The sequence below is a fragment of the Bradyrhizobium niftali genome (assembly GCF_004571025.1).
Classification (GTDB): domain Bacteria; phylum Pseudomonadota; class Alphaproteobacteria; order Rhizobiales; family Xanthobacteraceae; genus Bradyrhizobium; species Bradyrhizobium niftali.
This window is the reverse complement of record NZ_SPQT01000012.1, coordinates 193,701-217,177: the sequence shown is the minus strand read 5'-3', so window position 1 is coordinate 217,177 and position 23,477 is coordinate 193,701. Positions and strand designations below refer to the sequence as shown.

21 protein-coding genes are annotated in these 23,477 nt (G+C 65.0%); 5 read left to right on the top strand and 16 right to left on the bottom strand.

Annotated elements, in window-relative coordinates; translation table 11 throughout:
- Positions 1-102: 102 nt before the first annotated feature.
- Entirely contained in the window at positions 103-2,442 is a 2,340-nt protein-coding gene (locus tag E4K65_RS21965; protein WP_135175949.1) for a mechanosensitive ion channel domain-containing protein, read from the bottom strand.
- 739 nt (positions 2,443-3,181) lie between these two features.
- Between E4K65_RS21965 and E4K65_RS21960 the strand changes: the two genes are divergently transcribed.
- Positions 3,182-4,066 carry an MBL fold metallo-hydrolase gene (locus E4K65_RS21960; protein WP_135175948.1) on the top strand — a complete coding sequence of 295 codons (885 nt, stop codon included), beginning with the start codon at positions 3,182-3,184 and terminating at the stop codon, positions 4,064-4,066.
- A 357-nt stretch (positions 4,067-4,423) separates the two neighbouring features.
- On the opposite strand, the gene E4K65_RS21955 is transcribed toward E4K65_RS21960, so the two are convergent.
- The 9 genes from E4K65_RS21955 to E4K65_RS21915 all read right to left on the bottom strand — a co-directional run bounded on the left by E4K65_RS21955 (position 4,424) and on the right by E4K65_RS21915 (position 12,931).
- Positions 4,424-5,461, bottom strand: a complete 1,038-nt coding sequence (locus E4K65_RS21955) for a patatin-like phospholipase family protein (RefSeq protein WP_135175947.1) — start codon at positions 5,459-5,461, stop codon at positions 4,424-4,426.
- Positions 5,458-6,387 (bottom strand): polyphosphate kinase 2 family protein, encoded by a 930-nt coding sequence (locus E4K65_RS21950; protein ID WP_135175946.1) that lies wholly within the window; start codon positions 6,385-6,387, stop codon positions 5,458-5,460. Before E4K65_RS21950 ends, E4K65_RS21955 begins: the two co-directional genes overlap by 4 nt.
- Positions 6,347-7,366 (bottom strand): branched-chain amino acid ABC transporter permease, encoded by a 1,020-nt coding sequence (locus tag E4K65_RS21945; RefSeq protein ID WP_135175945.1) that lies wholly within the window; start codon positions 7,364-7,366, stop codon positions 6,347-6,349. Before E4K65_RS21945 ends, E4K65_RS21950 begins: the two co-directional genes overlap by 41 nt.
- The gene (locus E4K65_RS21940) at positions 7,363-8,244 is read right to left on the bottom strand and encodes a branched-chain amino acid ABC transporter permease (protein WP_027547894.1); all 882 of its coding nucleotides are present in this window, start codon (positions 8,242-8,244) and stop codon (positions 7,363-7,365) included. Before E4K65_RS21940 ends, E4K65_RS21945 begins: the two co-directional genes overlap by 4 nt.
- Positions 8,245-8,259: 15 nt before the next feature.
- Positions 8,260-8,964, bottom strand: a complete 705-nt coding sequence (locus E4K65_RS21935; protein WP_135175944.1) for an ABC transporter ATP-binding protein — start codon at positions 8,962-8,964, stop codon at positions 8,260-8,262.
- Between the two features lie 3 nt (positions 8,965-8,967).
- Complete coding sequence (locus E4K65_RS21930; RefSeq protein WP_027547896.1) at positions 8,968-9,735, bottom strand: ABC transporter ATP-binding protein; 768 nt, start codon at positions 9,733-9,735, stop codon at positions 8,968-8,970.
- A 29-nt stretch (positions 9,736-9,764) separates the two neighbouring features.
- On the bottom strand, positions 9,765-11,075 hold the full coding sequence (locus E4K65_RS21925; protein ID WP_135175942.1) for an ABC transporter substrate-binding protein: 1,311 nt from the start codon (positions 11,073-11,075) through the stop codon (positions 9,765-9,767).
- Positions 11,076-11,170: 95 nt separating this feature from the next.
- Positions 11,171-11,875: an NUDIX hydrolase gene (locus E4K65_RS21920; protein WP_135175941.1), complete on the bottom strand. Its 705-nt coding sequence runs from the start codon at positions 11,873-11,875 to the stop codon at positions 11,171-11,173.
- A 30-nt stretch (positions 11,876-11,905) separates the two neighbouring features.
- Positions 11,906-12,931, bottom strand: coding sequence for an ABC transporter substrate-binding protein (locus E4K65_RS21915; protein WP_027547899.1), 1,026 nt, complete (start codon positions 12,929-12,931; stop codon positions 11,906-11,908).
- Positions 12,932-13,070: 139 nt separating this feature from the next.
- Here E4K65_RS21915 and E4K65_RS21910 point away from each other — a divergent pair, with 139 nt between their 5' ends.
- Positions 13,071-13,520: a cupin domain-containing protein gene (locus E4K65_RS21910; RefSeq protein WP_135175940.1), complete on the top strand. Its 450-nt coding sequence runs from the start codon at positions 13,071-13,073 to the stop codon at positions 13,518-13,520.
- Positions 13,521-13,567: 47 nt separating this feature from the next.
- On the opposite strand, the gene E4K65_RS21905 is transcribed toward E4K65_RS21910, so the two are convergent.
- Positions 13,568-14,353 carry an ABC transporter permease gene (locus E4K65_RS21905; RefSeq protein WP_135175939.1) on the bottom strand — a complete coding sequence of 262 codons (786 nt, stop codon included), beginning with the start codon at positions 14,351-14,353 and terminating at the stop codon, positions 13,568-13,570.
- Positions 14,353-15,171, bottom strand: coding sequence for an ABC transporter ATP-binding protein (locus E4K65_RS21900; RefSeq protein ID WP_135175938.1), 819 nt, complete (start codon positions 15,169-15,171; stop codon positions 14,353-14,355). Before E4K65_RS21900 ends, E4K65_RS21905 begins: the two co-directional genes overlap by 1 nt.
- A 132-nt stretch (positions 15,172-15,303) precedes the next feature.
- On the opposite strand from E4K65_RS21900, the gene E4K65_RS21895 reads away from it, so the two are divergent.
- Together E4K65_RS21895 and E4K65_RS21890 are read left to right on the top strand one after the other, a co-directional pair.
- Positions 15,304-16,086 (top strand): ATP-binding cassette domain-containing protein, encoded by a 783-nt coding sequence (locus E4K65_RS21895; RefSeq protein WP_135175937.1) that lies wholly within the window; start codon positions 15,304-15,306, stop codon positions 16,084-16,086.
- Positions 16,083-17,642: a glycine betaine ABC transporter substrate-binding protein gene (locus E4K65_RS21890; protein WP_135175936.1), complete on the top strand. Its 1,560-nt coding sequence runs from the start codon at positions 16,083-16,085 to the stop codon at positions 17,640-17,642. The genes E4K65_RS21895 and E4K65_RS21890 overlap by 4 nt, the downstream gene beginning before the upstream one ends.
- 155 nt (positions 17,643-17,797) lie before the next feature.
- On the opposite strand, the gene E4K65_RS21885 is transcribed toward E4K65_RS21890, so the two are convergent.
- Positions 17,798-19,510, bottom strand: coding sequence for a sulfatase-like hydrolase/transferase (locus E4K65_RS21885; RefSeq protein WP_135175935.1), 1,713 nt, complete (start codon positions 19,508-19,510; stop codon positions 17,798-17,800).
- 198 nt (positions 19,511-19,708) lie between these two features.
- Positions 19,709-20,359 (bottom strand): TetR/AcrR family transcriptional regulator, encoded by a 651-nt coding sequence (locus tag E4K65_RS21880; protein ID WP_049823428.1) that lies wholly within the window; start codon positions 20,357-20,359, stop codon positions 19,709-19,711.
- Positions 20,360-20,465: 106 nt separating this feature from the next.
- Between E4K65_RS21880 and E4K65_RS21875 the strand changes: the two genes are divergently transcribed.
- On the top strand, positions 20,466-21,086 hold the full coding sequence (locus tag E4K65_RS21875) for a hypothetical protein (protein ID WP_167771019.1): 621 nt from the start codon (positions 20,466-20,468) through the stop codon (positions 21,084-21,086).
- Between the two features lie 9 nt (positions 21,087-21,095).
- Here the strand turns inward: E4K65_RS21875 and E4K65_RS21870 are convergent, their stop codons facing one another.
- A complete protein-coding gene (locus E4K65_RS21870; protein WP_135175933.1) occupies positions 21,096-21,947 on the bottom strand; it encodes an SDR family oxidoreductase in 852 nt (283 codons plus the stop codon).
- A 405-nt stretch (positions 21,948-22,352) separates the two neighbouring features.
- Entirely contained in the window at positions 22,353-23,453 is a 1,101-nt protein-coding gene (locus E4K65_RS21865) for a DUF2336 domain-containing protein (RefSeq protein WP_135175932.1), read from the bottom strand.
- Positions 23,454-23,477: the final 24 nt, after the last annotated feature.

The following is a 23,477-nucleotide window of genomic DNA, read 5'->3' as shown; positions in this document are numbered from 1 at the left end:
TCGTTCTCCCCACCCTTTTTGCCGCCCGCATGTTGTCAGCGGGCTGAAGCCGGAGTGAACGCTGCCGCGTGAGCGGAGGCAAGGGAGAAGTTCGTCGAGCCTCTATCCGGCCGCCCGCCGCGGGGTCAGGGTGGCCGCGTTGTCTGCCGGCGGCGCGATCTGCATCAGGATGGTCTGGGTCGCGGACGCGACCTCGATGCCGTTCTGCTGGAAGCGCTGCTTCATGCGGCGGTTGAACTCGCGCTGGACAGGCCAGCGGCCGGCCTCGGTGCAGCGGATCTGGCCGACGATCGACACCATCGCGCCATCGACCTTGTCGACGCCCCAGAGTTCGAGGTCGCCGCGGATCAGCGCGCGGAAGTCACCCTCGCGGCGCATCTCGTCGACGATGTCCTTGAGGATCTGACCGGCGCGGTCGGTGTCCTCCTTGTAGGCCACGTTGACGCTGACGGAGGCGTTGCCGGCACCGCGACTGGCATTGGTGATGGTCGTGACCGCGCTGAACGGCACGATGTGCACGGCGCCGTCGCCCGCGCGCAGGCGGATGGTGCGGATCGAGACGTTCTCGACGACGCCTGAGAGCCCCGACACGCTGACATTGTCGCCCACCTGCACCGTGTTCTCCAGCAGCAGGAACAGGCCGGTGATGAGATCCTGCACCAGTTTTTGCGAACCGAAACCGATGGCGATGCCGACGATGCCGGCACCTGCGAGCAGCGGGGCGACATTGACGCCGATCTCACTGAGCGCCGTGAGGCCGACGACGGCGGCGATCACGCAGAGCAGCGCGGTGCGCAGCATCGGCTGGAAGGTGCGCAGGCGCGCGGCGCGCGCATAGTGCCCGTCCCTGGACAGCGCATTGATCTGGCGATCCAGCAGCGCATTGCTGATTTCCCAGATCGCCGCGGCGATAAACACGGCAATGCCGATCGTCACCACCGCCGAGATCAGCCGGCTGCCGATCTGGCCGCCATAGAACCAGACGATGGCGTCCACGCCCCAGACTTCGAGCACGGCCACGAAGCCGATGAAGGCGATCACGCCAGATACGATCTTGCGCAGCAGCGGCAGATAGCGGTTGGCTCGGATTTCCAGCCCCGGAAAGCGCTGCAGGATCTCCGGCTTGATGCGGAAGCCGCGGTCGATCAGGCCCAGCGTCAGCATGATGGCAATGCGCGTGATCAGCGCCACCACGATGGTTCCGACGAAATATTGCAGCAGCAGCGCATAGCCGTTGCGGATGTTGAGCGCCCACACGGCCCACAGCGCAAGATCGAGCGCGATCGCGAGATAATGCCAGCCACCGGCGATGCGGTTGCGCAGGCGCGCCGCAATCCCCGGCCGCTCGGCGGGCGCGCGAATGGCTTCGGCGACCTGGCGGCGGCATTGCAGGATGATGACGACGATGAAGAGATGCACCACCAGCATCACCATGCGCAGCAGCGCGGCGTAGCCGGCGCGATGCAGACCGAGCAGCAGCGCCACATTGGCGAAAGCGATGCCGGAGACGCCGACGGCGACGATGCGTCGTGCCCAGATCTCGATATAGGCCGCCGTTTCAGCCCGAACCGGAAGCAGGCCGAACGGCCCCACCAGCGCGCGGACCACGCAGATGAGCCCGCGCGAGAACGCATAGGCGTTGCCGACCGCGAGGATCACGAGGCGGACGGTCGTGGGCTCGCCGATCTCCGTTCCGAGCAGCGCGGTGGCGATGCCCACGAAAACGAACACGGGAAGCAATTCGAGCACAAGGCGCCCCAGCACGAAGGGCAGCCGCAGCAGGACTTGCCAGATCCGCATCAGACTGTGGCGACGCTTGTGCAGTTCGGGCGCCGGGGTGACATCGGCCACCGATGACGGCGGATCGGCGACGAGCGTCGCCTGCGCCGGCAGATGCGCGGTCTGGGGCACGCGTCCTTCCAGGAACGCGACCGGACGGCGGATCAGACGAAAGATCACCCATTCGGCGGAGAGGGCGCAGCCGAGCACCAGCGCGAGCTTCCAGGCGATCTCGATCAGCAGATTGTAGGCCGCGGGATCGTTCGCGGTTCGCACGATCCAGTAGTAGAAGGCCGGGAAGTGCGTGAGCGTCCGCGCCGCGCTGGCGATCTCACCCGAGATCTCGCCGATCTGCTCCGATACCGTGAGCAGGAGCTGCGCACCGAGGCCGTCGGCCGAAAGCGGGATCGGCGATTTCTGTTCGGGTGCGGACGACGCAGGCTGCTGCTGACCTGATACATTCGCGATCGCGCGTAGCGTGTCGATCATCTGCGCGCGCTTCTGGTCGTCCTGCAGCGTCTCCAGCGCGCGCCTGGCCTCGTCCGGCGACAGCGTGGCCGCAGCATTGGTCGCCGGCGCACGCTGCTCGGCGTGGGCGCCGGCGAGAGACGAGATGGCGAGGAAGAGCGCTGCGAGGAGCGCCGAGGCAAGCTTATGCGACACGAGGATTCCTTGAAAAATGAATGCGCCCGCGGCGACGGGGCCGTCACCGCCGAAGCACGTGCGTCATGTCGGATGGTTGTTATTCGCCCCGGCGCTGTGTCGGAAGTTGGCCAAGGAGGCGACATTCTCTTGGCATTTGCCGCGATGCAAGAAACAGGAACCCGCTCCCGACACAACGAAATGCCGGCTCGCGGGCGTGCATCGATACAACAACACTCACGCCAAAACCTCTCCCGTCATTCCGGAACGGCTCCGGAACGACGGCGAGGAGGAGGAGGAGGAGAAATCAAGTGTGATGCTGTTCGCTCCGCGCGGCCTCGACAGAATGAATGCGAGAGCGTGCAAAGCACAGCGCCGGGCAGGTAGGGGCCTTGCCTCACTGATGGAGCCCGCTAAACCTTGACCCGGCGTGCCGTTCGCGGTTTCTGCCGCTATGCGATAGTCCGAACGAGCTCCATCGCACTTAACGCGGCTGGATCTGCGGAGGTGGTGTCATAGACCTCCCCTTGCTCATGATGTGGACGTTGCGCGTCGCGTATTCGCGACCACGATCATGCTCCTCCCGTGACATAGAACTGTCAAGCGGGATCACGGGCTTTGAAATCACATTTGAGGCAGCGTTCCCCGTAGTTCCCGCGACAGATTGGCTGCATGCGGCGGCGGAATAAATCCCTTATAGCAGCGTTTGTGTCGAAGAGAATATCCGCGTCTCCCCTCGTTCTTTTCCAGAAAGCCAGAGATGAAAGCATTCATTTGCATCGCCGTTCTCGCGGCCCTCGCGACCGGATCAGCGTTCGCGCAAACCCCGCCGCAGACCTCCACCAGGAAGGTGGACGGCACCGACAACGTCTACATCTTCCGCTATGGCGGCCATCAGTCGATGTTCGTGGTGACGCCGAAGGGCGTGATCGCGACCGACCCGATCTCCTACTTGCGCCCCGCGAAGCCCTATATCGACGCGATCAAGGCGGTCACCGACAAGCCGATCAAATACGTCGTCTACAGCCATCATCACTACGACCACATCGCCGGCGGCCAGCCATTCAAGGAGCTCGGCGCCACCTTCGTCGCACACCGGCGGACCAAGGAGCGTCTGCTCGAGCTGAAGAAGCAGAATGCGCTGCTCGCCGACGTGGTGATGCCGGATCAGGTGGTGGACGACAAGAAGAGCATCACGCTCGGCGGCACCACGCTGGAGCTGAACTATGTCGGCCGCAACCATTCCGACAATTCGCTGGTGATGCGACTGCCGAAGGAGAAGATCGTGTTCGTGGTCGATTTCGCGCCGATCGAGTCCGTCCAGTTCCGCAACATCCCCGACAATGCCTCGCCGCTGGAATATATCGCCTCGCTGAAGAAGCTGGCGTCGCTCGACTGGGAGCGGATGATCCCCGGCCACCCCAATGCCGGCGGGCGGCTCGGCACCAAGAAGGACGTCGAGGACGACATCGCCTACATGGAAGACCTCTCCGCCGAGGTGAAGAAGGCGGCCGACGCCGGCAAATGCTTCGACACCGCGATGAAGGAAGTGAAGCTGCCGAAATACGAGAAGTGGGCGAATTACGAGACCGCCCTGCCCGCCAATGTCGAGCGCTTCTGCTACTGGTGGGGACGCGGGTACTAAGGGACGGCGTACACAGAGCTTCGCTCGCGCTGGGATCGCAGGGTGGGCAAAGGCGCGTCAGCGCCGTGCCCACCACCTCTATCCAGGCGAAGATCGGCGGGCACGCTTCGCTTCGCTTTGTCCATCCTGCGAGATCAGAGATCGCGGCTACGAACTACGGCAGCCACCTCGCTTTTGCCCACCCGGCTCGGACCACGGCGATGGTGGCATCATCGCCCCTGTCTTGCCCGACGAGTCAAACGTGTTTCGTAAAATCAGCAGCGCGCGGGACCCATCGCCAAGCCATTGATTCCGCTGGCACCGGCTACTGTGCATGGGGTTGTTTTCGCGCTTTTTGTCGATGTCCGGCTCGGTGGCCTAGAGAAACATGCCTGCCAGGTCGACCGTCGAGGACTTTCCGATCTGGCCGAAGTTTCGCGCCAACCAGCTTCGCGCCGCCTCGCGGCCCTCGTCGCGCAGGCGACACAACAGGCTCCATTCGGGGTGGAACTGCGTGGCCGTGCCGAGCTGCGACATCAACTGGTCGTTGCCGATCCAGTGCATGTACATGCGGCTATGCCTGTCGCTGTCGAGCTCGCCGTCGTCGATCAGCCGCGTGGCGAACGCGATCGCGCGCATCTCGCGCATCAGGGACGAATTGAAGCTGATCTCGTTGATGCGGTGGAGGACATCGGCTGCACTGGTCGGCAGCTCGTCGCGCCGGATCGCCGTGACCTGCACGATGATGACGTCGTGACTGCCCTTGCGGTAGATCAGCGGATAGATCGCGGGATTGCCGAGATAGCCGCCATCCCAGTAGTGCTCGCCGTCGATCTCGACGGCCTGGAAATAGGGCGGCAGGCAGGCCGAGGCGAGCACGGTTTCCGCCGTGAGAAGCGGGCTCTGGAACACCTTGATCTTGCCGGTGCGGACGTTGGTGGCGTTGAGAAACAGCTGCGGCGCCTCGGGCGAGGAATTGAGCCGGTCGAAATCGACCACGCGCTCAAGCAGCGCGCGAAGCGGATTGAAATGAAAGGGATTGAGCAGGTTCGGCGGCAGCGTGTGCGTCAGCGTGTGGATGACGGCGTGGACCGGATGATATTCCGGCGGCAGCCGCAAGGCCTGGATCCACTGGTTGAGCGGCGAGAGCAGGTCGTACGTCATGTCCATGCGCGACACTTCGTACCAGAATGCATGCAGGCTCTCCCGCGCCGCCTCCCCGCCTCCGTGCGCCATGCCGGAGGCCATCGCGACCGCATTCATCGCGCCGGCGCTGGTAGCGCTGATCGCCTCGATCGCGAGCCTGCCGTCTTCGAGCACCTGGTCGAGCACGCCCCAGACGAAGGCGCCGTGCGCGCCGCCGCCCTGGAGCGCGAAGTTGACGGTCTTGCGGTCCGCGGTCCGGTTGGCTGTCACTTTGCTTGCTTCTTGCCTCCCGTCCCCTCCTTCTCCAGCGCCTTGCGCACCTCCTTGAACTCTTCCAGCGAGGCCTTGTCGGCACGGGGGAAGCGCAAGTCGAGCTTTTCGAGCGCAGCATTGATCACCGAGCCGATCACGACGCGGGCGAACCATTTGTGATCGGCCGGCACCACATACCACGGCGCATGGGAGGTCGCCGTGTGGCGGACGATGTCCTGATAGACGGCCTGGTAGCGCGGCCACAGCGCGCGCTCCTTGATGTCGTCCATCGAGAATTTCCACTGCTTGGCGGGATCCTCCAGCCGGTCGAGAAAGCGCTGACGCTGCTCGTCCTTGGACAGGTTGAGAAAGAACTTCAGCACCACGGTGCCGTTGCGGGAGAGGTAGCGCTCGAAGGCGGAAATGTCCTCGAACCGCTCCTTCCAGATGTTCTTGGTGACGAGCTTCTGCGGCAGCTTCTCCTTGGCGAGGATCTCCGGATGCACGCGCGTCACCAGGCACTCCTCGTAGTGCGAGCGGTTGAAGATGCCGATATGGCCGCGCTCGGGCAGCGCGGTGACATGGCGCCAGAGGAAATCGTGGTCGAGCTCCTTGCTGCTCGGCGCCTTGAAGGCGTGGACATCGCAGCCCTGCGGATTGATGCCCTCGAAGATCGCCTTGATCGCGGAATCCTTGCCGGCCGCGTCCATGGCCTGGAACACGATCAACAGGGACCAGCGGTCCTGGGCGTAGAGTTTCTCCTGGAACTCGACCAGCCGTTTCTTGTTGGCGTCGAGAATTTCCTGCGCCTTCTCCTTGTCGAGATCGCCCTTCTCGTTGGTCTTGTGCGCCTTGAGGTGAAACTTGCCCGAGCCATCGTAGCGGAATGGCGTGATGTAGCGGTCAAGCTCCTGGGCGAGCGATCTGGACGGCTTCTTGTTCATGAGCGCGGGGCCCCTTGCGTTGCGGCTTCAGTCGGTCGAGCACGCTACCAAGGATGCCCTTGGGAAGGAATATGATGAAGAGCACCAGCAGCACGCCGTAGACGAGATTGTCCCAGCCGACCGCCTTGGTGCCGAAGCCGATGCGCAAGGTTTCCGCCAGCAGGATCGTGATGACGGCACCAAAGGTCGGACCGAGCGAGACGAACAGGCCGCCGACGATGGCGGCAAACACCATCTGCAGCGACACCGCGATGCCGCTGACCGTGTCGGGCGTGATGAACATCTGGTACTGGCAGTAGATGGCGCCCGCGAGCGCCGTCATCAGCGCGCTGAGCAGGGTGATCTTCAGCTTCTCGGCGGTGACGTCGACGCCGGCGGCGGCCGCGGCGTCCTCGTCCTCCGAGATCGCCTCCAGCGCGTAGCGGCTCATGCTGCGGTCGACCCAGTGCCAGACCACGATGCCGAAAAGCCAGACCCCGAGCGCGATCAGGTACCAGGTCGTCTTGTCGTCGAATTGCAGCGCCAGCAGCTTGTTGCCCGAGGCCCGGTTCGGCGTGTAGCCGAGCGAGCCGCCGGTATAGTCACGTGTCGCGGTGATGACCTGGAGCACGATGCCTGACAGCGCCAGCGTCACCAGCACGAAATAGTGGCCGGTGATGCGGAAGCGGAAGCAGGGATAGCCGACGATCAGCGCCAAAGCACCCGCCGCAACCATGCTGATGGGAATGCCGATCCAGGGCGACCAGCCCAGATGATTCCAGAGCAGCGCGGTGACATAGGCGCCGATGCCCATGAAGCCGCCATGGCCGAGCGAGACCAGGCCGAACCGCCCCATCATCGACCAGGACGTGTAGGCGAACGACCAGATCAGGATCAGCACCAGGATGTGCAGATGATAGGGATCGCGATAGACGAAGGGCAGCGCGACCAGCGCCGCCAGTCCGACCGCCCACGCCGCAAGCCGCCCCTGCCGCGTCATCGGCGCCTCGCAAGCAGGCCCGCGGGCCGGATGAACATCATGACGATGAAGAAGGCGAAGGCGAGCACATAGCCCCATTCAAGGTCGGAGAACAGCCCGCCGAGCGAGATGATCTCGGCGAACACGAAGGCGGCGATGAAGCCTCCGATGAAATTGCCCAGGCCCCCGAGCACGCAGATCAGGAAGGTGATCGGCCCGAAGGACAGGCCGACGAAGGGGTGCACGTCGTATTGCAGCACCAGCAGGCAGGCGGCGAGGCCTGCGAGCGCGCCGCCGAGCGCCGAGGTGATGAGATACATTCTCTTCGTGTCGACGCCCATCAGCGCCATGATCTGCCGGTCTTGCGAGATGGCGCGGATCGCCGTGCCGGTGAAGGTGCGCGTCATGAACAAATAGACGGCGACCATGCCGACCAGCGCGGCCAGAAAGGACAGCAGCCGCGCGTAGCTGAAATTCATGTCGCCGAAGGCGAGCACCGGCAGGCGGATGCCGAGATTGCGGAAGTCGATGCCGAAGGCGACGGTGGCAAAGCTCTGGAGCACGAACAGCACGCCGCCGGTTGCGAGCAGCTGGTTGATCGGCGGCGCGGTGAGCAGCGGCGCGATCACGAGGTAGTGCAGCGCGGCGCCGAGGATCGCGACGAGCAAAATGGTGAACGGCGCCGCGATGAAGTAGCTGAGGCCGTAATACTGCACGATGAAATACATGGCGTACATGCCGATCATCACGAGCTCGGCGTAGCAGATCCAGGTCACGTCGATGACGCCGAAGATCAGGTTCAGCCCAAGCGCAAGCAGCGCCAGCACGCCGCCGAGCAGGATGCCGTTGATCACGGCCTCCAGAAGGTAGATGTCGAAAATGTCCAGGAATGCCTGCATGCCCCTGCCCGCCCCTCACACCCCGAGATACGCTTCCTTGACCGTGTCGCTCGCGAGCATCTCGGCCGAGGTGCCTGACGCCCGGATCGTGCCCGCCTCGATCAGATAGGCACGATCGACCACCCGCAGCACCTGCTGCACGTTCTGCTCGACGATCAGCACCGTCAGCCCGCGGGCGCGGATCCGCTTCACCAGCTCGAACACCTGCTGCACCACGACCGGCGCCAGGCCCGCGGAGGGCTCGTCGAGCAGCAGCAGTTTCGGATTGGACATCAGCGCGCGCCCGATCGCGCACATCTGCTGTTCACCGCCGGACATGGTGCCGGCCATCTGGTTGCGGCGCTCCTTCAGGCGCGGAAACAGGTCGAACACCACCTCCAGCCGCTCGCCATAGTGGCCGCGCGCCTCCTTCATGAAGGCGCCCATCTTCAGATTGTCGTCGACCGTGAGCTGCGGAAACAGCCGCCGGTTCTCCGGCACATGGGCAATGCCGAGGCTGACGATCTTGTGCGGCGGCGTCGCCACGACGTCGACGCCTTCCATCCTGATCGACCCGCGCGAGGGACGGATCAGGCCGGAGATGACGCGCATCAGGGTGGTCTTGCCGGCGCCGTTGGGGCCGATGACGCCGACGGCCTCGCCCGCCTTCACGTCGAGATCGACGTCGAACAGTGCCTGGAACGTGCCGTAACCGGCGTTGACGGACCGCAGCTCCAGCATCGGCTAGCCTCCCGCGCGGCGGCGCGCTTCGGCGGCCGCGGCCTGCGTGGTCTCGGCATCGGTGCCGAGATAGACCTCGATGACGCGGGGATCGCCTGCGACCGCGCTCGGCAGCCCTTCCGAGATCTTCTCGCCGTGATCGAGCACCATGACGCGATCGACCACCCGCATCAGCACGCCCATGATGTGCTCGACCCAGATGATGGTGATGCCGAGCTCGTCGCGGATGTTGCGCAGCATGTCGGCGGCCTGGTCCATCTCGGTCTCGTCAAGGCCGCCGAGGCTTTCGTCGGCGAGCAGCAGTTTCGGCGCGGTGGCGAGCGCTTTCGCCAGTTCGAGCTTCTTCAACCCGGCAGCGCCGAGGCCATCGACGCTGGCATGGCGGTCGGTCGGCAGGCCGACCATGGCCAGCGACCGCTCGGCCGCTTCCTCGGCCTTGATGCGGCTGTGGCGGCCCTGGCCGTAGAAGCCGGCGAGCGCGACGTTCTCGAACATGGACAGGCGGCGGAAGGGGCGCGGAATCTGGAAGGTGCGGCCGATGCCGCGGTTGATGATCCGGTGCGGCGCGAGGCCCGCGATCTCGTGCCCGGCGAACAGAATCGATCCGGAGGTCGGCGCCAGCGTGCCGGAGAGCATGTTGAAGATCGTGCTCTTGCCCGAGCCGTTGGGGCCGATCAGGCCAAGGATCTCGCCCTGATCGACTTTGAACGACACGTTGTTCACGGCGGTGAAGCCGCCAAACCGCTTCACCAGCCCGCTGACTTCCAACACCAAAGTTCTCCGTTTCCTCGAATGTTGCGCTACTGGTAGCTGTAGGTGGTGCCCTTCGGCAGTGGCAGCACGGCCTCGCGCTGCGCCTGGCTCTTCGGCCACACCACAGAGGATTTGTCGTCGATGTACTGGATCACGACGGGGAACGAGCGCTCGTTCTGCCCGGCCATGGGCGTGCCCTCGCCGTAGAACTTGACGCCGAAGCCGAGCATGGTGCCGCCTTCGGGGATGTCAGTGTCGAGCGCCGCCTTGCGCAGCGCGTCGGGATCGACCCCGCCATATTTTTTGATCGCGCGCGGCAGCACATCGCTCATGAACACATAAGTGTTGGACGCGCCGATGCCGACATGGGCGGAGCGGATGGCGACGCCGGGCCTGATCCTGTCAAACTCCTCACCGACCATCTTGATCACGGGCGCAAGCTTCGGATCCATGGTCTTCTGGTTGGCGAGCCAGATCGAGATCGGGTCGGCGTTGAAGATGTAGGTGGCGTCCGCGCCCATGCCCTCCTTCAGCTTCTCATAGACGCCGTAGCCGGCGCCATGCCCCATCAGCGCGCCGAACTTCAGCCCCTGCTCGCGGGCCTGCCGCAGCAACAGCGTGATGTCGGGGTTGTAGCCGGTGTGGAAGATCACGTCGGGCTTGGCGCGCTTCAGCTTGGTCACGAGCGCGGAGAGATCCGGCGCGGTCGCCGAATAGCCTTCCTTCATCACGACGTTGAAGCCGGCTTTCTTCGCGCCCGCCTCGTTGCCCCTGGAAACGTCGACGCCATAGGCGCCGTCCTCGTGGATGATGGCGACGCGCAGATCCTTCGGCTCCTTGTCGAACTTGGCCTTGGCATTCTGGGCGATGAAATCCATCGTCATCATGCCGAACTGGTCGCCGCTCGCCTGCGGACGGAACACGTATTTGTAGCCCTTCTCGTTGAACACGGCCGACGAGATGCAGGTCGTCATCCACATGAACTTCTTGAGCTGCTCGACACGCGCGGCCACGGGCACGCATTGCGCCGATGAGAAGAAGCCGAGCACCATATCGACCTTCTCCTGCTCGAGCAGGCGGACGGATTCGTTGATGGCGATGTCGGGCTTGCTCTGCGCGTCGGCGTAGACCGCTTCGATCTTGTAGCCTTCGACGCCGGTCTTGGCGAAATGGTCGAGGACGATCTTCGCGCCGACATAGTTGAGCTCGGAGCCGCCGCCCGCAAGGGGCCCGGTCAGGTCGAAAACGACGCCGATCTTGATCTTCTTGTCCTGAGCCTGGACGGAGACCGCCAAGCCCGTCGCTGACATCGCGACCAACAGCCCCCGTACCAAGCGGGCAGCCATGCGCAGGCGCATCAAAACCTCCCTGGACTTTTGTGCATTGCATTCTTCTTGCTTTTGCTTTTTTGCCCATCACATGGGCTGCGCGCAGCGATGTCAAGCCTCGCGCGTCAGCGCGAGGCGAACTGCTGCGCGACGAAGGCCGTGACAAATCGCGGCATGGTCGGCGTGAGGTCATTCATCCCGCGCACGAGATGAATGGCCGACAATTCAGGTTCACTCTCGCGCGCGAGATTGGCTTCGATCCGGGCACGGATCGCCTCGCCCGGCACATCCAGGTTGAGGACCTGAATCATTGCAATCGAATGGCCGCTGACCACGCAGTGCCAGTCCGTTTCCGCGGCGTAGTCGGCCGCGGTCAGGCCGGTCTCCTCGGCGAGCTCGCGGACGACGCTGCCGGGAATATCGAGCACACCGTTCCTGACATCGTCGAGATCGGGCGTGCCGGAGGGGAAATAGATGCGGCCGGCATTGGCGGTATGCTGCGCCATCTCGCCCATCACGAAGGCACCGTCGGAGGCGCGCAGCGCGCCCATGCCGAAGCCGTTGAACACGGCGGCGTCAGGGAAGCCCCAGTCGCGCCAGGCGAGGAAGCTCGCGAAATCGGTCTCGAAATAGGTCGCGGCGAGATGGCCGTCCGTGAACACGGCATCGCGCCCGAGCAGGACGCGGCCGTTCCAGATCTTCGGCCGCTCGCGCTGCTTCTCGGCAAAGTGTGCCGCGATCTCGGCGCGCCGTTCCTCGGCGAACGGCCAGATAATCGGCCGCACGGCGAGATCAAGCGTCGTGACGCGATGAATGACCGGGGATGTCATGACGGGTCGGTTACCACGCCTTCGCGTCAGTTATTTGGCGCTCCCCGTGGTCTTCTTGGCCTGCTCGACATACTTGTTGGTAAAGGTCTTGCTGACGTCGATCTTGGCGTTGGCGACCTCCGGCGAGCCGACGCTGAACACGGCGAGCACGGCGTCCGCGCCCTTCGGGTCCATCTTGCCGGTCTCGGAGAACATCGGGATCGTGTTCTTCAGCGCGGCGAGATAGAGGTCCTTGTTCTTGCCGACCGTCTCTTCCGGCATCTTCGCCATGATTTCCTCGGGCGAGTGCGAGTGAATCCAGGCAAGCGTGGCGAGGATCGCATTGGTGAGCGCCTGCGTCTCCTTCTGGTGGCCGTTGACCCAGGCCGCGGTCGAATACAGCGCGCCGCCCGGATATTCGCCGCCGAATGTCTCGAGCGTGTCCTTCTGGGTGCGGGTGTCGCTGAGGATGCGCAGATCCTTGTGGCTGCCCTGGAGCACGGTGACGGAGGGATCGAGCATCACGGCCGCATCGATCTGCCCCTGCTCCATCGCGGCGACGGCGGTCGCGCCGAGGCCGACGCCGATCACGGCGGTGCCGGCGGGATCGAGGCCATTCTTCTTGAGCATGTATTTGAGGAAGAAGTCGGTGGAGGAGCCGGGTGCGCTGACGCCGACCTTCTTGCCGGCGAGATCCTTGATCGACTTGATTTCGTTCGTGTGCGCGGGCGAAACCACCAGCACGAGGCCGGGATAGCGGTCATAGACGACGAAGGACTGAAGCTCCTGCTTCTTGGCCGCCAGGTTGACGCAATGGTCGAAATAGCCGGAGACCACGTCGGCGCTGCCGCCCAGCACGGCCTTGAGCGCATCCGAACCGCCCTTGAGGTCGACCAGTTCAACATTGAGGCCGGCCTTGTCGTATTCGCCGAGCTGCTTGGCCAGGACCGTCGGCAGATAGCACAGGCAGGAGCCGCCCCCGACCGCGATGGTCACCTTGCTTTGCGCCGCGGCAAGCGAGGTGGTGAGCGTCAGCGCGAGCAGCGCGCCGGCGAGCCTGGCAATCGTGTTCTTCATTGGTTTCCTCCGTTCGGCCGGCGGCACCATAGAGCAGCGGGACCGGCTTGAGAAGCACTGCCTAAGTGCGACTCGCCATCGGCCTTTCGGCGCAATAGCATGCCCAATCAAGAACAATTCCTGATGGGGAGGATCATCCATGAATCGCCTTGCTGCCGGACTGTCGATCGCCGCCGCCTTTGCCGCCGGATGCGGCGCCAACCAGTTGCTCCGGCCGGCGCTGGCCGCCGAGAACATCACCGCGCAGATCATCCACACCGGCGAGATGGAAGGCGACGCCCTCGGGCCCGCCAACAATGTCGGCTATCGCTCAAAAATGTTTGCAAGCGCCGACGGCGCCACCATCTCGATTCAGGTCGGCAATGTGCCCAAGCACCTGCATCCCAACACCAACGAGATCCAGTATATCCTGGACGGGACCGGGACGATCTGGCTCGGCGACAAGGAGGTCACGGTGAAGCCCGGCGACCTCGTCATCATCCCCAAGGGCACGCCGCATGGCGGCACCAAGCCGATCAGCGGCCAGGTCAAGGCGATCGCGATCAAGACGCCGCCGCAGGCGCCCGACGATACCAAGCTGTTGGACTGAGCTTTCACGCTGTCGGGGCTCGCGCCGTCGCGCGGGCCCCCTTTCGGCTAGCCGCGCCCGTCCACGGTCGGCCGCCACACCAACAGCCGCCGCTCGACCAGTGTCACCCCATAATCGATCAGGATGACGAAGGCCGACAGCACGAACATGCCGGCGAACACGCCGGCGACGTCGAACACGCCTTCGGCCTGCTGGATCAGATAGCCGAGGCCGGCCGCCGATCCCAGATACTCGCCGACGACGGCGCCGACCACGGCGAAGCCGACCGAGGTGTGCAGCGAGGAGAACATCCAGGACAGCGCCGACGGCCAATAGACGTGCTGCATCAACTGCCGCTCGCTCATGCCGAGCATGCGGCCATTGTCGAGCACGGTGCGGCTGACCTCCTTGACGCCCTGATAGACGTTGAAGAACACGATGAAGAACACCAGCGTCACGCCGAGCGCGACCTTGGACCAGATGCCGAGGCCGAGCCACAGCGCGAAGATCGGCGCCAGCACCACGCGCGGCAGGGCGTTGACCATTTTCACGTAAGGGTCGAACACCGCGGCGACCAGGGGCTGGCGTGCGAACCAGAAGCCGACCAGGACGCCGCCGAGCGATCCGATCACGAAGGCGAGGATCGATTCCGCGAGCGTGATGCCGAGATGCTTCCAGATCACGCCGGAGGCGAACCACTTCACGATCTGGCTGAACACGTCGAACGGGTTGGAGAAGAAGAAGGGTGGCAGCAGGATCTTGCCGAACACGGGGACGGTCGACAGCACCTGCCACAGCACAATGCAGACCACTGCGACCAGGACTTGCAGCGCAAGCAGTGTCGGGCGCGACATCAGACCGCCTCCGCCGCTTGGGTGGACTGCGCGTAGCCCTTCATCACCTCGTCTTTGAGCACACTCCAGATCTCGCGGTGGAGCGCATGGAACTCCTTGTCCAGCCGCACCTCGAAGATGTCGCGCGGGCGCGGCAAGCTCACCCGCCAGTCGCCGATGATGCGCGAGGACGGCCCCGCCGACATGATCACGACGCGGTCGGCGAGCGCGATCGCCTCTTCGAGGTCATGGGTCACGAACAGCACGGCCTTGCGGTCGGCGTTCCAGAGATCGAGCAGCAGATTGCCCATCACCTGGCGGGTCTGGGCATCGAGCGGCCCGAACGGCTCGTCCATCAGCAGGATCTTGGGATCGCGGATCAGGACCTGCGCCAGCGCCACGCGCTTGCGCTGGCCGCCCGAGAGCATGTGCGGATAGCGATTGGCGAAGGCGCCGAGGCCGACCGAGGTCAGCCATTTCTGCGCCCGCGGCAGCGCCTCGGCCCGCGGCGTGCCCTTGATCTCGAGCCCGATCGAGACGTTGTCGAGCGCGGTCTTCCAGGGGAACAGCGCGTCGGCCTGGAACAGATAGCCGGCATCCCGGTTCAACCCCGCGAGTGGCCGGTCGAAGATCTTGACGCTTCCGGCGGCAGGCCTCAGCAGGCCGGCTGCGATGTTGAGCAGCGTCGATTTCCCGCACCCGGTCGGGCCGACGATGGCGACGAACTCGCCCTGCGCGACCGCAAGATGCGCCTTCTCCACCGCCGTATAGACCCGGCCGTCCCCCAGCCGGAACGCGACCTTGGCATCTTCCAGCGCCACTGCCGTGGGCGTTGTCATGTGTTCCCTCCGAATTTGGTCCGATGCCTTAACCGCTCGCGCGGCCAAGTTCAATCAACCCGCCAAGCGTGCTACGCATAGGTCTTGTCATCCCCTCCCTCCATGGGCGGGTCAGCGAAGTGAGCCCGCCCGATGCCGTCCCGGCCGATGATTGGCTATGCACACGTCACCAAGAGCTTCGGCTCCCTCAGGGCCGTGGACGATGTGTCGCTCGACATCGCCGAGGGCGAGTTTGTGGCCATCGTCGGCGGCTCGGGCTCGGGCAAGACCACGCTGCTGCGGCTCGCCAACCGGCTGATCGAGGCGGATGGCGGCACCATCACGGTCGAGGGCGAGGACGTGCAAAACGTCGATCCGGTCGCGCTGCGGCGCCGGATCGGCTACGTCTTCCAGAGCGGCGGGCTGTTCCCGCACTTGAGCGTCGCCGACAATGTCGGGATCACGCCAAGGCTGCTGGGCGAGCCGGGAGCGGCAATCGCGGCACGCGTCGACGAGCTGCTGGAGCTCGTGCAGCTCGACCGCGCCGCGCATCGCGACCGGTTGCCCGAGGCGCTCTCCGGCGGCCAGCGCCAGCGCGTCGGCGTGGCGCGGGCGCTCGCGGCAAAACCCCGCATCGTGCTGATGGACGAGCCGTTCGGCGCGCTCGATCCCCTCACCCGCGATGCGCTCGGTGACGACTATCGTTCGCTGCATCGCAAGCTCGGCCTGACCACCGTCATGATCACGCATGACATGACTGAGGCGATCCTGCTCGCCGACCGCATCGCGGTGATGCACAGCGGCAAGCTGCTCGCGCAGGGCACGCCCGCGGAGCTCTCGAACAGCACCGACGCCTATGTGCTGGAGCTGCTGCGCACACCGCGCCGTCAGGTCGAACGGCTGAACGCGCTGCTGTCACAGAGCGGTGCGGCATGAGCCTCTTCTCCGATCCGCGCTGGAGCGACGCGCTGTCGCATCTTCCCGACTATCTCGGCAACCACGTGCGGGTGAGCTTGGCCGCGCTGGCGCTCGGCCTCGCCGTCAGCCTGCCGCTGGCGATCCTGACGCGCAACCGCCCGGCGCCGCGCGGCATCCTGCTCGCGCTCGCCAGCATCGTGCAGACCGTGCCCGGACTGGCGCTGCTCGCGCTGTTCTATCCGTTGTTGCTGGCGGCGGCGGCCCTGACGCTCGCCTGGTTCGGAATCTCCTTCTCGGCGTTCGGCTTCCTGCCGGCGATGCTGGCGCTGGCGCTGTATTCGATGCTGCCGGTGCTGCGCAACGGCATCACCGGGCTGAACGGCATCGACCCGGCGCTGATCGAAGCCGCTGAGGGCGTCGGCATGACCGCACGGCAGTCGCTGGTCCTGGTCGAGCTGCCGCTGGCGCTGCCGGTGATCATGGCGGGCATCCGCACCGCCGCGGTCTGGGTGATCGGCACCGCGACGCTCTCGACCCCGATCGGGCAGACCAGCCTCGGCAACTACATCTTTGCGGGGCTCCAGACCCAGAACTGGGTGTTCGTGCTGTTCGGCTGTCTTGCCTCCGCCCTGCTGGCGCTCGCGGTCGATCAGCTGCTCGGCCTGATCGAGGGCGGCCTGCGGCGCCGCAGCCGCCTGCGCACCGGGCTCGGCGCGGTCGGGATCGCGGCACTGGTCGCCGCGACGCTGGTGCCGACGATGGGCCGCTCGTCGCAGGGCTATGTCGTCGGCGCCAAGACCTTCGCCGAGCAATATGTGCTGTCGGCCCTGCTCAGGGATCGCCTCCAGGCGGCCGGCCTGTCGGCCACGGCGCGCTCGGGCCTCGGCTCGAGCGTGATCTTCGGGGCGCTGAAGGCCGGCGACATCGATCTCTACATCGACTATTCCGGCACGCTCTGGGCCAACCAGCTGCATCGCACCGACATCAAGCCGCGCGCCGAGCTGATCGCGGAGCTGAAGACAGCACTCGCGAAGGAGAACATCACCCTGCTGGGCGAGCTCGGCTTCGAGAATGCCTATGCGCTGGTGATCCCGAAAAAGCGCGCCGAGGCGCTTGGCATCCGCACCATCGCCGATCTCGCCGCGCACGCATCGACGCTGTCGATTGCCGGCGACTACGAGTTCTTCTCGCGGCCCGAATGGGCGGCGCTGCAAAAGGCCTACGGCCTTCAATTCCGCGCCCAGCGCCAGATGCAGCCGGACTTCATGTATGCAGCGGTCGCCAGCGGCGAGGTCGATGTCATCGCCGGCTACACCAGCGACGGGCTGATCGCGAAATACGAGCTCGTTGCGCTCGATGATCCCAGGCAGGCGATCCCGCCCTACGATGCGATTCTGCTGCTCGCACCGAAACGCGCAGGCGACACACGGTTGCAGGAGGCGCTGAAACCGTTACTGGGGAAGATCGACATCACCACCATGCGCGAGGCGAATTTGCGCGCGGCCGGTAACGATGCGAATTCGTCGCCGGATGTGGTGGCGAAGTGGCTGTGGGAGAAGGTTGGCAAACCGTAGACCCGGATTTCGTAGGGTGGGCAAAGGCGCGTAAGCGCCGTGCCCACCGTCTCTCGACACGCGCAACGGGATGGTGGGCACGCTTCGCTTTGCCCACCCTACGATCTGGGGAGGCATCGACGCACCAAGGCACCGTCCTCGCAAAATGCGTGAGGCTACAGCCCCCGAATCATCCCCGCATTGATCAGCAGCCGGTTCAGGCGCCGCGCTTCGGCGCCGTCCTTGCAACCGTAGAAGATACCCTTGCAGCGGAGCATGATGTCTTTCTGCTCGGCGAAGGACGGGTCGAGCGGGATGCCGGCGGCTTCCTGGATCACCAGCGGCAGATACGCGCCGTCGATCGTGTCCATCACGGCCTCGCTCTTCACCGGCTCGAAATTGACGGCGTCGATCGCGTAGTAGGTCGCGTAGAGACGCGGATCGTAGGCGTCGAGTTTCTTGCCGAGCGCGCCCTCGTCGAGCCCGGGCTCGAGCAGGTTCGGCGCAAACTCGGGCTGGTGATCGCCATAGCGCACGATCAGGAAAGGCTCGCCGGGAAAGGTCTTCTTGAGGCCGGCGACGAAAGCCTTGTACTGCTCGGCGCTCATCGCCTGCCGGCGCAGATATTCGTCGATGGAAGCCACATTGCCGGGCGCGCGCCAGTTCGGCAGCAAATCGGGACGGAAGCGCGTCTCCCAGGGGAAATGATTGGCGCCGAGATAGACGAAGGTGAACAGCGGCTTGTTCGGCGTCCGCTCGCCCATCAGCCGGAGTGCCTTGTCGTAGAAGAACGAATCCGGTTCGACGTCCTTGGCGCCGAGATCCTTCGAATCGAGGAAGCGCTCGACGCCGGTCGTCATCTGGAAGCTGCGCGCGCCCATGAAGCCGCCATAGGCGGGATAGAGCGACAGGGTGTCGTAGCCGCAGCGGCGCAGCGCCAGCGGCAGGCCGCGCTCGACGCGGCCTGTCGCGATGCGCGTCACGAAATACGCGAAGCGCCCGAACGAGCGCGAGGAGAGGCCGGCGAGCACGTTGTATTCGGTGAACCAGCTCGGCCCGCCATTGCTCTCGGCCATAAACGTGCGCTGCTTGCCGTCCCACGACTTGAAGTGGTTGCCATAACCCTGTGGCACCTTGATGCCCTGCGCGGCGCGGATGTCGAAGCTCGATTCATCATGGATCATGATGATGTTCGGCCGGCGGCCCGCGGGATGGCAGGCGTCAACCAGCGGCATGTTGAGCCGCTCATTGGTCGAGGCGGCCGATTCCATGAAGCCGTACTGCGCGAAGTCGGACACCGCGCTGACGCCGGAGCGGAAGAACTTCGACAGATAGCCGTCGTCGTAATAGCCGCGCCAGGCCTCATCCGGGTGATAGAGCGAATAGCCGACCAGCGCGGCAAGACAAGCGAGCTTGCAGGCGAGCGCCGGCAGGCGGCGGATGCGGAACGGATCGAGCCACCACAGCGCGTACATCAGCGGCAGCGTGACGAGACCGGCCAGGATCACCGACCAGCGCAAATTCGGGAAGATTGTGAACAGGAACGCGACGGTGTCGCGGTCGATCATCATCAGGTCGATGAAGTTCACCGTCATCTGCACGACGTCGTGCTTCAGCCGCGACAGCAGCACCAGCACGACGACCATGGTCAGCGACAGCGCGCCTGACAGCGCCGGCCGGCGCAGCAGCGTGATCCAGAAGAAGTTGAGGATGCCCCAGGCGAGCGCGAAGGAGAGGCGCGAGCCGAAATCGGTCTCGGTCTCGTACATCAGCGCGAGCGCAGCGAGATGCGGCGCGGCGACCGCGAGCAGCCGCCAGATGCCGAGCGCAGCGACGCTCGCCAGCACGGCAGTCGTGGCAGAAGGACCTGGATTAGGCGCGGACGCCATCGACACACGCAACTGCTGGTCCGGCGCGATGATCCTAGCCGTCCGGCCGGCCCGAAGGCGGCTAGGGCATCCGGCGCAGCCGGAAGCCTGCACCGTGTCATAAAACTGTAACGGAACAGTCAAGGACAGGCAACGCGCGCACGCGATCCAACCTTCTTAATCTTAGCGGCGGGCGAATGTGTCGCGCGGCAAGCAACCTTAGGGCTTGGCGATCCCCGCGATGAACAGGTCGATGACCCCTTCCGCCATCCGCTCGATCTCACCCTCCTCCACGCCCCAGCGCGGAAAGTGGCCATCGAGATTCATCCGGGCAAAGCCGTAGACCAGCGCACGGCCGGCGATCTGGATCCGCTTGAGGTCGGCCGGCCGCAGCAGGCCCTGCTCCGCCGCCTCGGCCAGTATTCGCTCCGTCAGGGCAATCAGCTCGGCATTGTCGCGCGTCAGCTCCGCGGAGCTGCCATGGGCGAAATAGCGCCCCGTCGAGATGATCTCGAAATGCGCGGGATTGCGCATGGCCCAGCGCAGATAGGCGAGGCCGAAGGCCCGGAAGCGGCCGAGCGGATCGGCGACCGGAGCCTCGCCCATCGCCCCCTCGATCTCGGCACGAAAGCGCCGCTGAGCCTCGCCGGCCACCGCCGCCATCAGGGCATCGCGGTTGGGGAAGTGCCGGAACGGCGCCCCCGGCGATACCGCGGCCCGGCGCGCGGCCTCGCGCACGGAGACCTCGGCCCCTTCAGCCGCCAGTTGCAGTGCGGCATCGATCAGCACGCGGCGGAGGTCGCCGTGGTGGTACGACCGGGCTTTGGGTGTTTGGCGGGCGCGCGGCCTGGAGGTCTGACGGGCGGGCATTCGGCCTTCTAGCATCACCCGAACGTGAATGTAAGCAGCGATTACACCATTGACGGACAAGTCGACTCCAAATGTAATCGATGATTACATAATGGAGGAGACCACCATGTCACAACGTCAAGGCTGGCTCGAAGGCTGGCGGCTGCTGGCCGCCCTCACCCTCAGCCTGGTCGTCCTCAGCCTGTGGATCGCCTCGATGCGGCAATTCGAGGCTGAGGGCGTGCGGATGGTGATCCGCTTCACGGCGCGCAGCTCGCTCACGCTGTTCTGCCTCGCCTTCAGCGCCGCGGCTCTCGCCCGGCTCTGGCCCAATCCCTGGACGCGCTGGCAGCGTCGCAACCGCCGCTATCTGGGCTTGAGCTTCGCGGCCTCCCACGCGATCCACGCGGTCGCGATCGTCGCGTTTGCCAACATGGATCCGGCCGGCTTTGCGGAGGCGACCTCGGCCGCCTCCTACATCTTCGGCGGCATCGGCTATGCCTTCATCATCGCGATGAGCGCGACCTCCTTCGACCGCACCGCCGCGCTGATCGGGCCGCGCGCCTGGCGCACGCTGCACCTTGTGGGCGGTTACTACCTCTGGTTCCAGTTCATGGTGTCGTTCGGCAAGCGCATCCCGGCGATGCCGCTCTATGCCGCGTTCCTCGTCCCCCTGCTCGCCGTGATGGCGCTGCGGCTGATCGCGATGGCCGCCCATCCGCGCGGACGGACGGCCGTGGCGGGCTGAGCGGCCGGTTCAGCTCTGCGGCAGTAGCCCGAGCCGCTTGGCGATAATGCGGTCGAGCGTCCGTTTCGGCAGCAGGGGGCCGATCAAATGGCGCATTCGGTCGGGCGTGATCTGGTAGCGAACCTTGGGCTTTGCAGCCGTGAGCGCCTCGAAGACGACTTCGGCGATCCGCTCGGCCGGCAGCCCGGTCTCACCGAGCTTCATCATGAACGCCATGGCCTTGTTGAGCGCCGGGAGATAGGGGGAGTTCTGATAGACCGACATATCGAACTGCTCGGCCTTGCTCCAGATCGGCGTCTTCACCGCGCCGGGGGCGACGATGATGACATCGATGCCGAACAGCATCAGCTCGCGGCGCAGGCTTTCTGACAGGCCCTCGATCGCATGCTTGGAGGTGCAATAGGGTGCCGACAGCGGATTGCCGTTCTTGCCTGCGACCGAGCTGATCATCACGATCCGCCCCTTCGGCCCCTTCAGCGACGGATTTGCGCCAAGCAGCGGTCCGAACGCCTGCGTCGAGATCACCGGGCCGATGACGTTGATGTCCATCTGGCGGCGGAAATCATCCGCCGACATTTCGAGCACGGGGCCAGCGACGGCAACGCCGGCATTGTTGACGAGACCCGCCAGCGTCTCGCCGCCCATCGCCTCGCGCACCTGGCGCGCAGCGGCCAGCACCGCGGCCTCGTCGGTGACGTCGAACAGCAGCGGCGTGAAGTTTTGGCCGAACTCACCCTGCAGCCGGTCGGCGTCGGCCTGCTTGCGCACGCTGCCGAACACGCGATAGCCGCGCCCGACCAGGAATTTAGCAATGGCCCAGCCAATGCCCGTGGACGCGCCGGTGACGACGACAGATCGCATGTGTTTCCCCCTCAAGTTCCCGCAATCATGTAGGAGGAAGGGCGCTGGGGCGCAATGCCGCTCAACTCTCAAGCAGGCGCAGCAGGTGTCGATTCTTAAGAAGAAGTGGCACGCGAACGTCGCGCTGCAAGGATCAGCGCGCGATCAGAATGCGGATGAAGAGCCGAATCTTTGGCCCTGAAGGCGCTAGGATTTTGCGGTTTGAACGCTGGAAGAAACGCTGGAGAAACGATGCGAGACCAAGAATGTGCTTTAAGCGTCAATTCTTCGTCTTGAGCGCGGGCTTCAAACATCGAAGAGTTTGAATGAAGCAACAAAGCTTGAGAGGAGATGCAAACGGCGAGACGTCCACCTCATCGCGGTTCGAATATACCGGACGAGCGCTTAATGATTGGTTTGCTTGCGCTAGTGGACAGGCCCCTGCCCCGCCCGCTCGCGGAGCCGGTAGAATTGGAGCGCAGCCTTCGCGGTATTTGGCTTCAACCGGAGGAAGCTCGCAAAGCACTCGTCCAATCGCTCCTTCCCCTCATGGGCCGAACCAGGCTGAAACGTCAAGATCGCCTTCGTCGTGTCCCAGGACAGACCGATGGCCTTCGCGAGAATGAGAATCTGCTCGGGCTCAGAGCGAACCAGCGCGCGCTCGATCGCTCCGATCGGCAGATTGCTCATGAGCGACAGCGCGACGGCGGTCTTGTCGAAGCTTCGCTCGCCGATGAAGCCGAGCACCCGTGCCTCGTCCAGTTGCCCGCTCGAATGCAGGGAGCTCACCTCGGCCAACGCGCGGGCATGCTCGCTCGAGCCTGCCCGCGCCGTCGTCTGAAGCTCATCGGAGCTCTCCGCAATGGCACTCCGGATCAGCGCCGCCTGGCGCGGATCGGCCGCCTCCAGCTTCCGCCTCACCATCTCGGACGCATGGGCGAACAATTTCAGCAAGCTCTCGCGCGGGATATCGGGGCGAGCCCAGATGCACATGGCGAGCGCGCCATTATCCCGGGCCCGGCTGGTGAGCTTGGACATTCCCTGGAGCGAGAACCTGGCCCCACCGTTACCGGCTGTCCGCATCGCAACGTCGCTGTTGCCGCGCTCGACCAGGACGTCGGTGACGGGCTCCGTCAACCGGCTGCGGCCGGCGATGGCCAGCAGGTGACCCTGGCTCTTGGTCCGCGCGTTCTCCGCCAAGCTCGCCTCGTCGAGCTGCGGCGAGTGCTCCAGGACCGGCGCCGCCACCTCTGGCGCGTCGTCAAACGCCAGCAAGCGGATCGTCCTGCGCGGCGCGTCAGGCAATCTGGAAAGCCGGCTCCCGAAGGTCGCCCGGGCGGCGCATTCGATATCCTTGAGGAGCGTGCTCATCACCTCATCGAACAGATCGACCTGCTCGTCGGTGAACTTGCCCGAGCCGAGCACGAAGAGATCGGCGACCTGGCGCAGGAGTTCGGCGCGCTTCGACAGCTCCGGGCTCGCCAGCGCGATCTCGAGTTGATCGATCAGGCCGGTCTCCAAATTCATCTCTCGTGACCTCGTGGGTTGAGT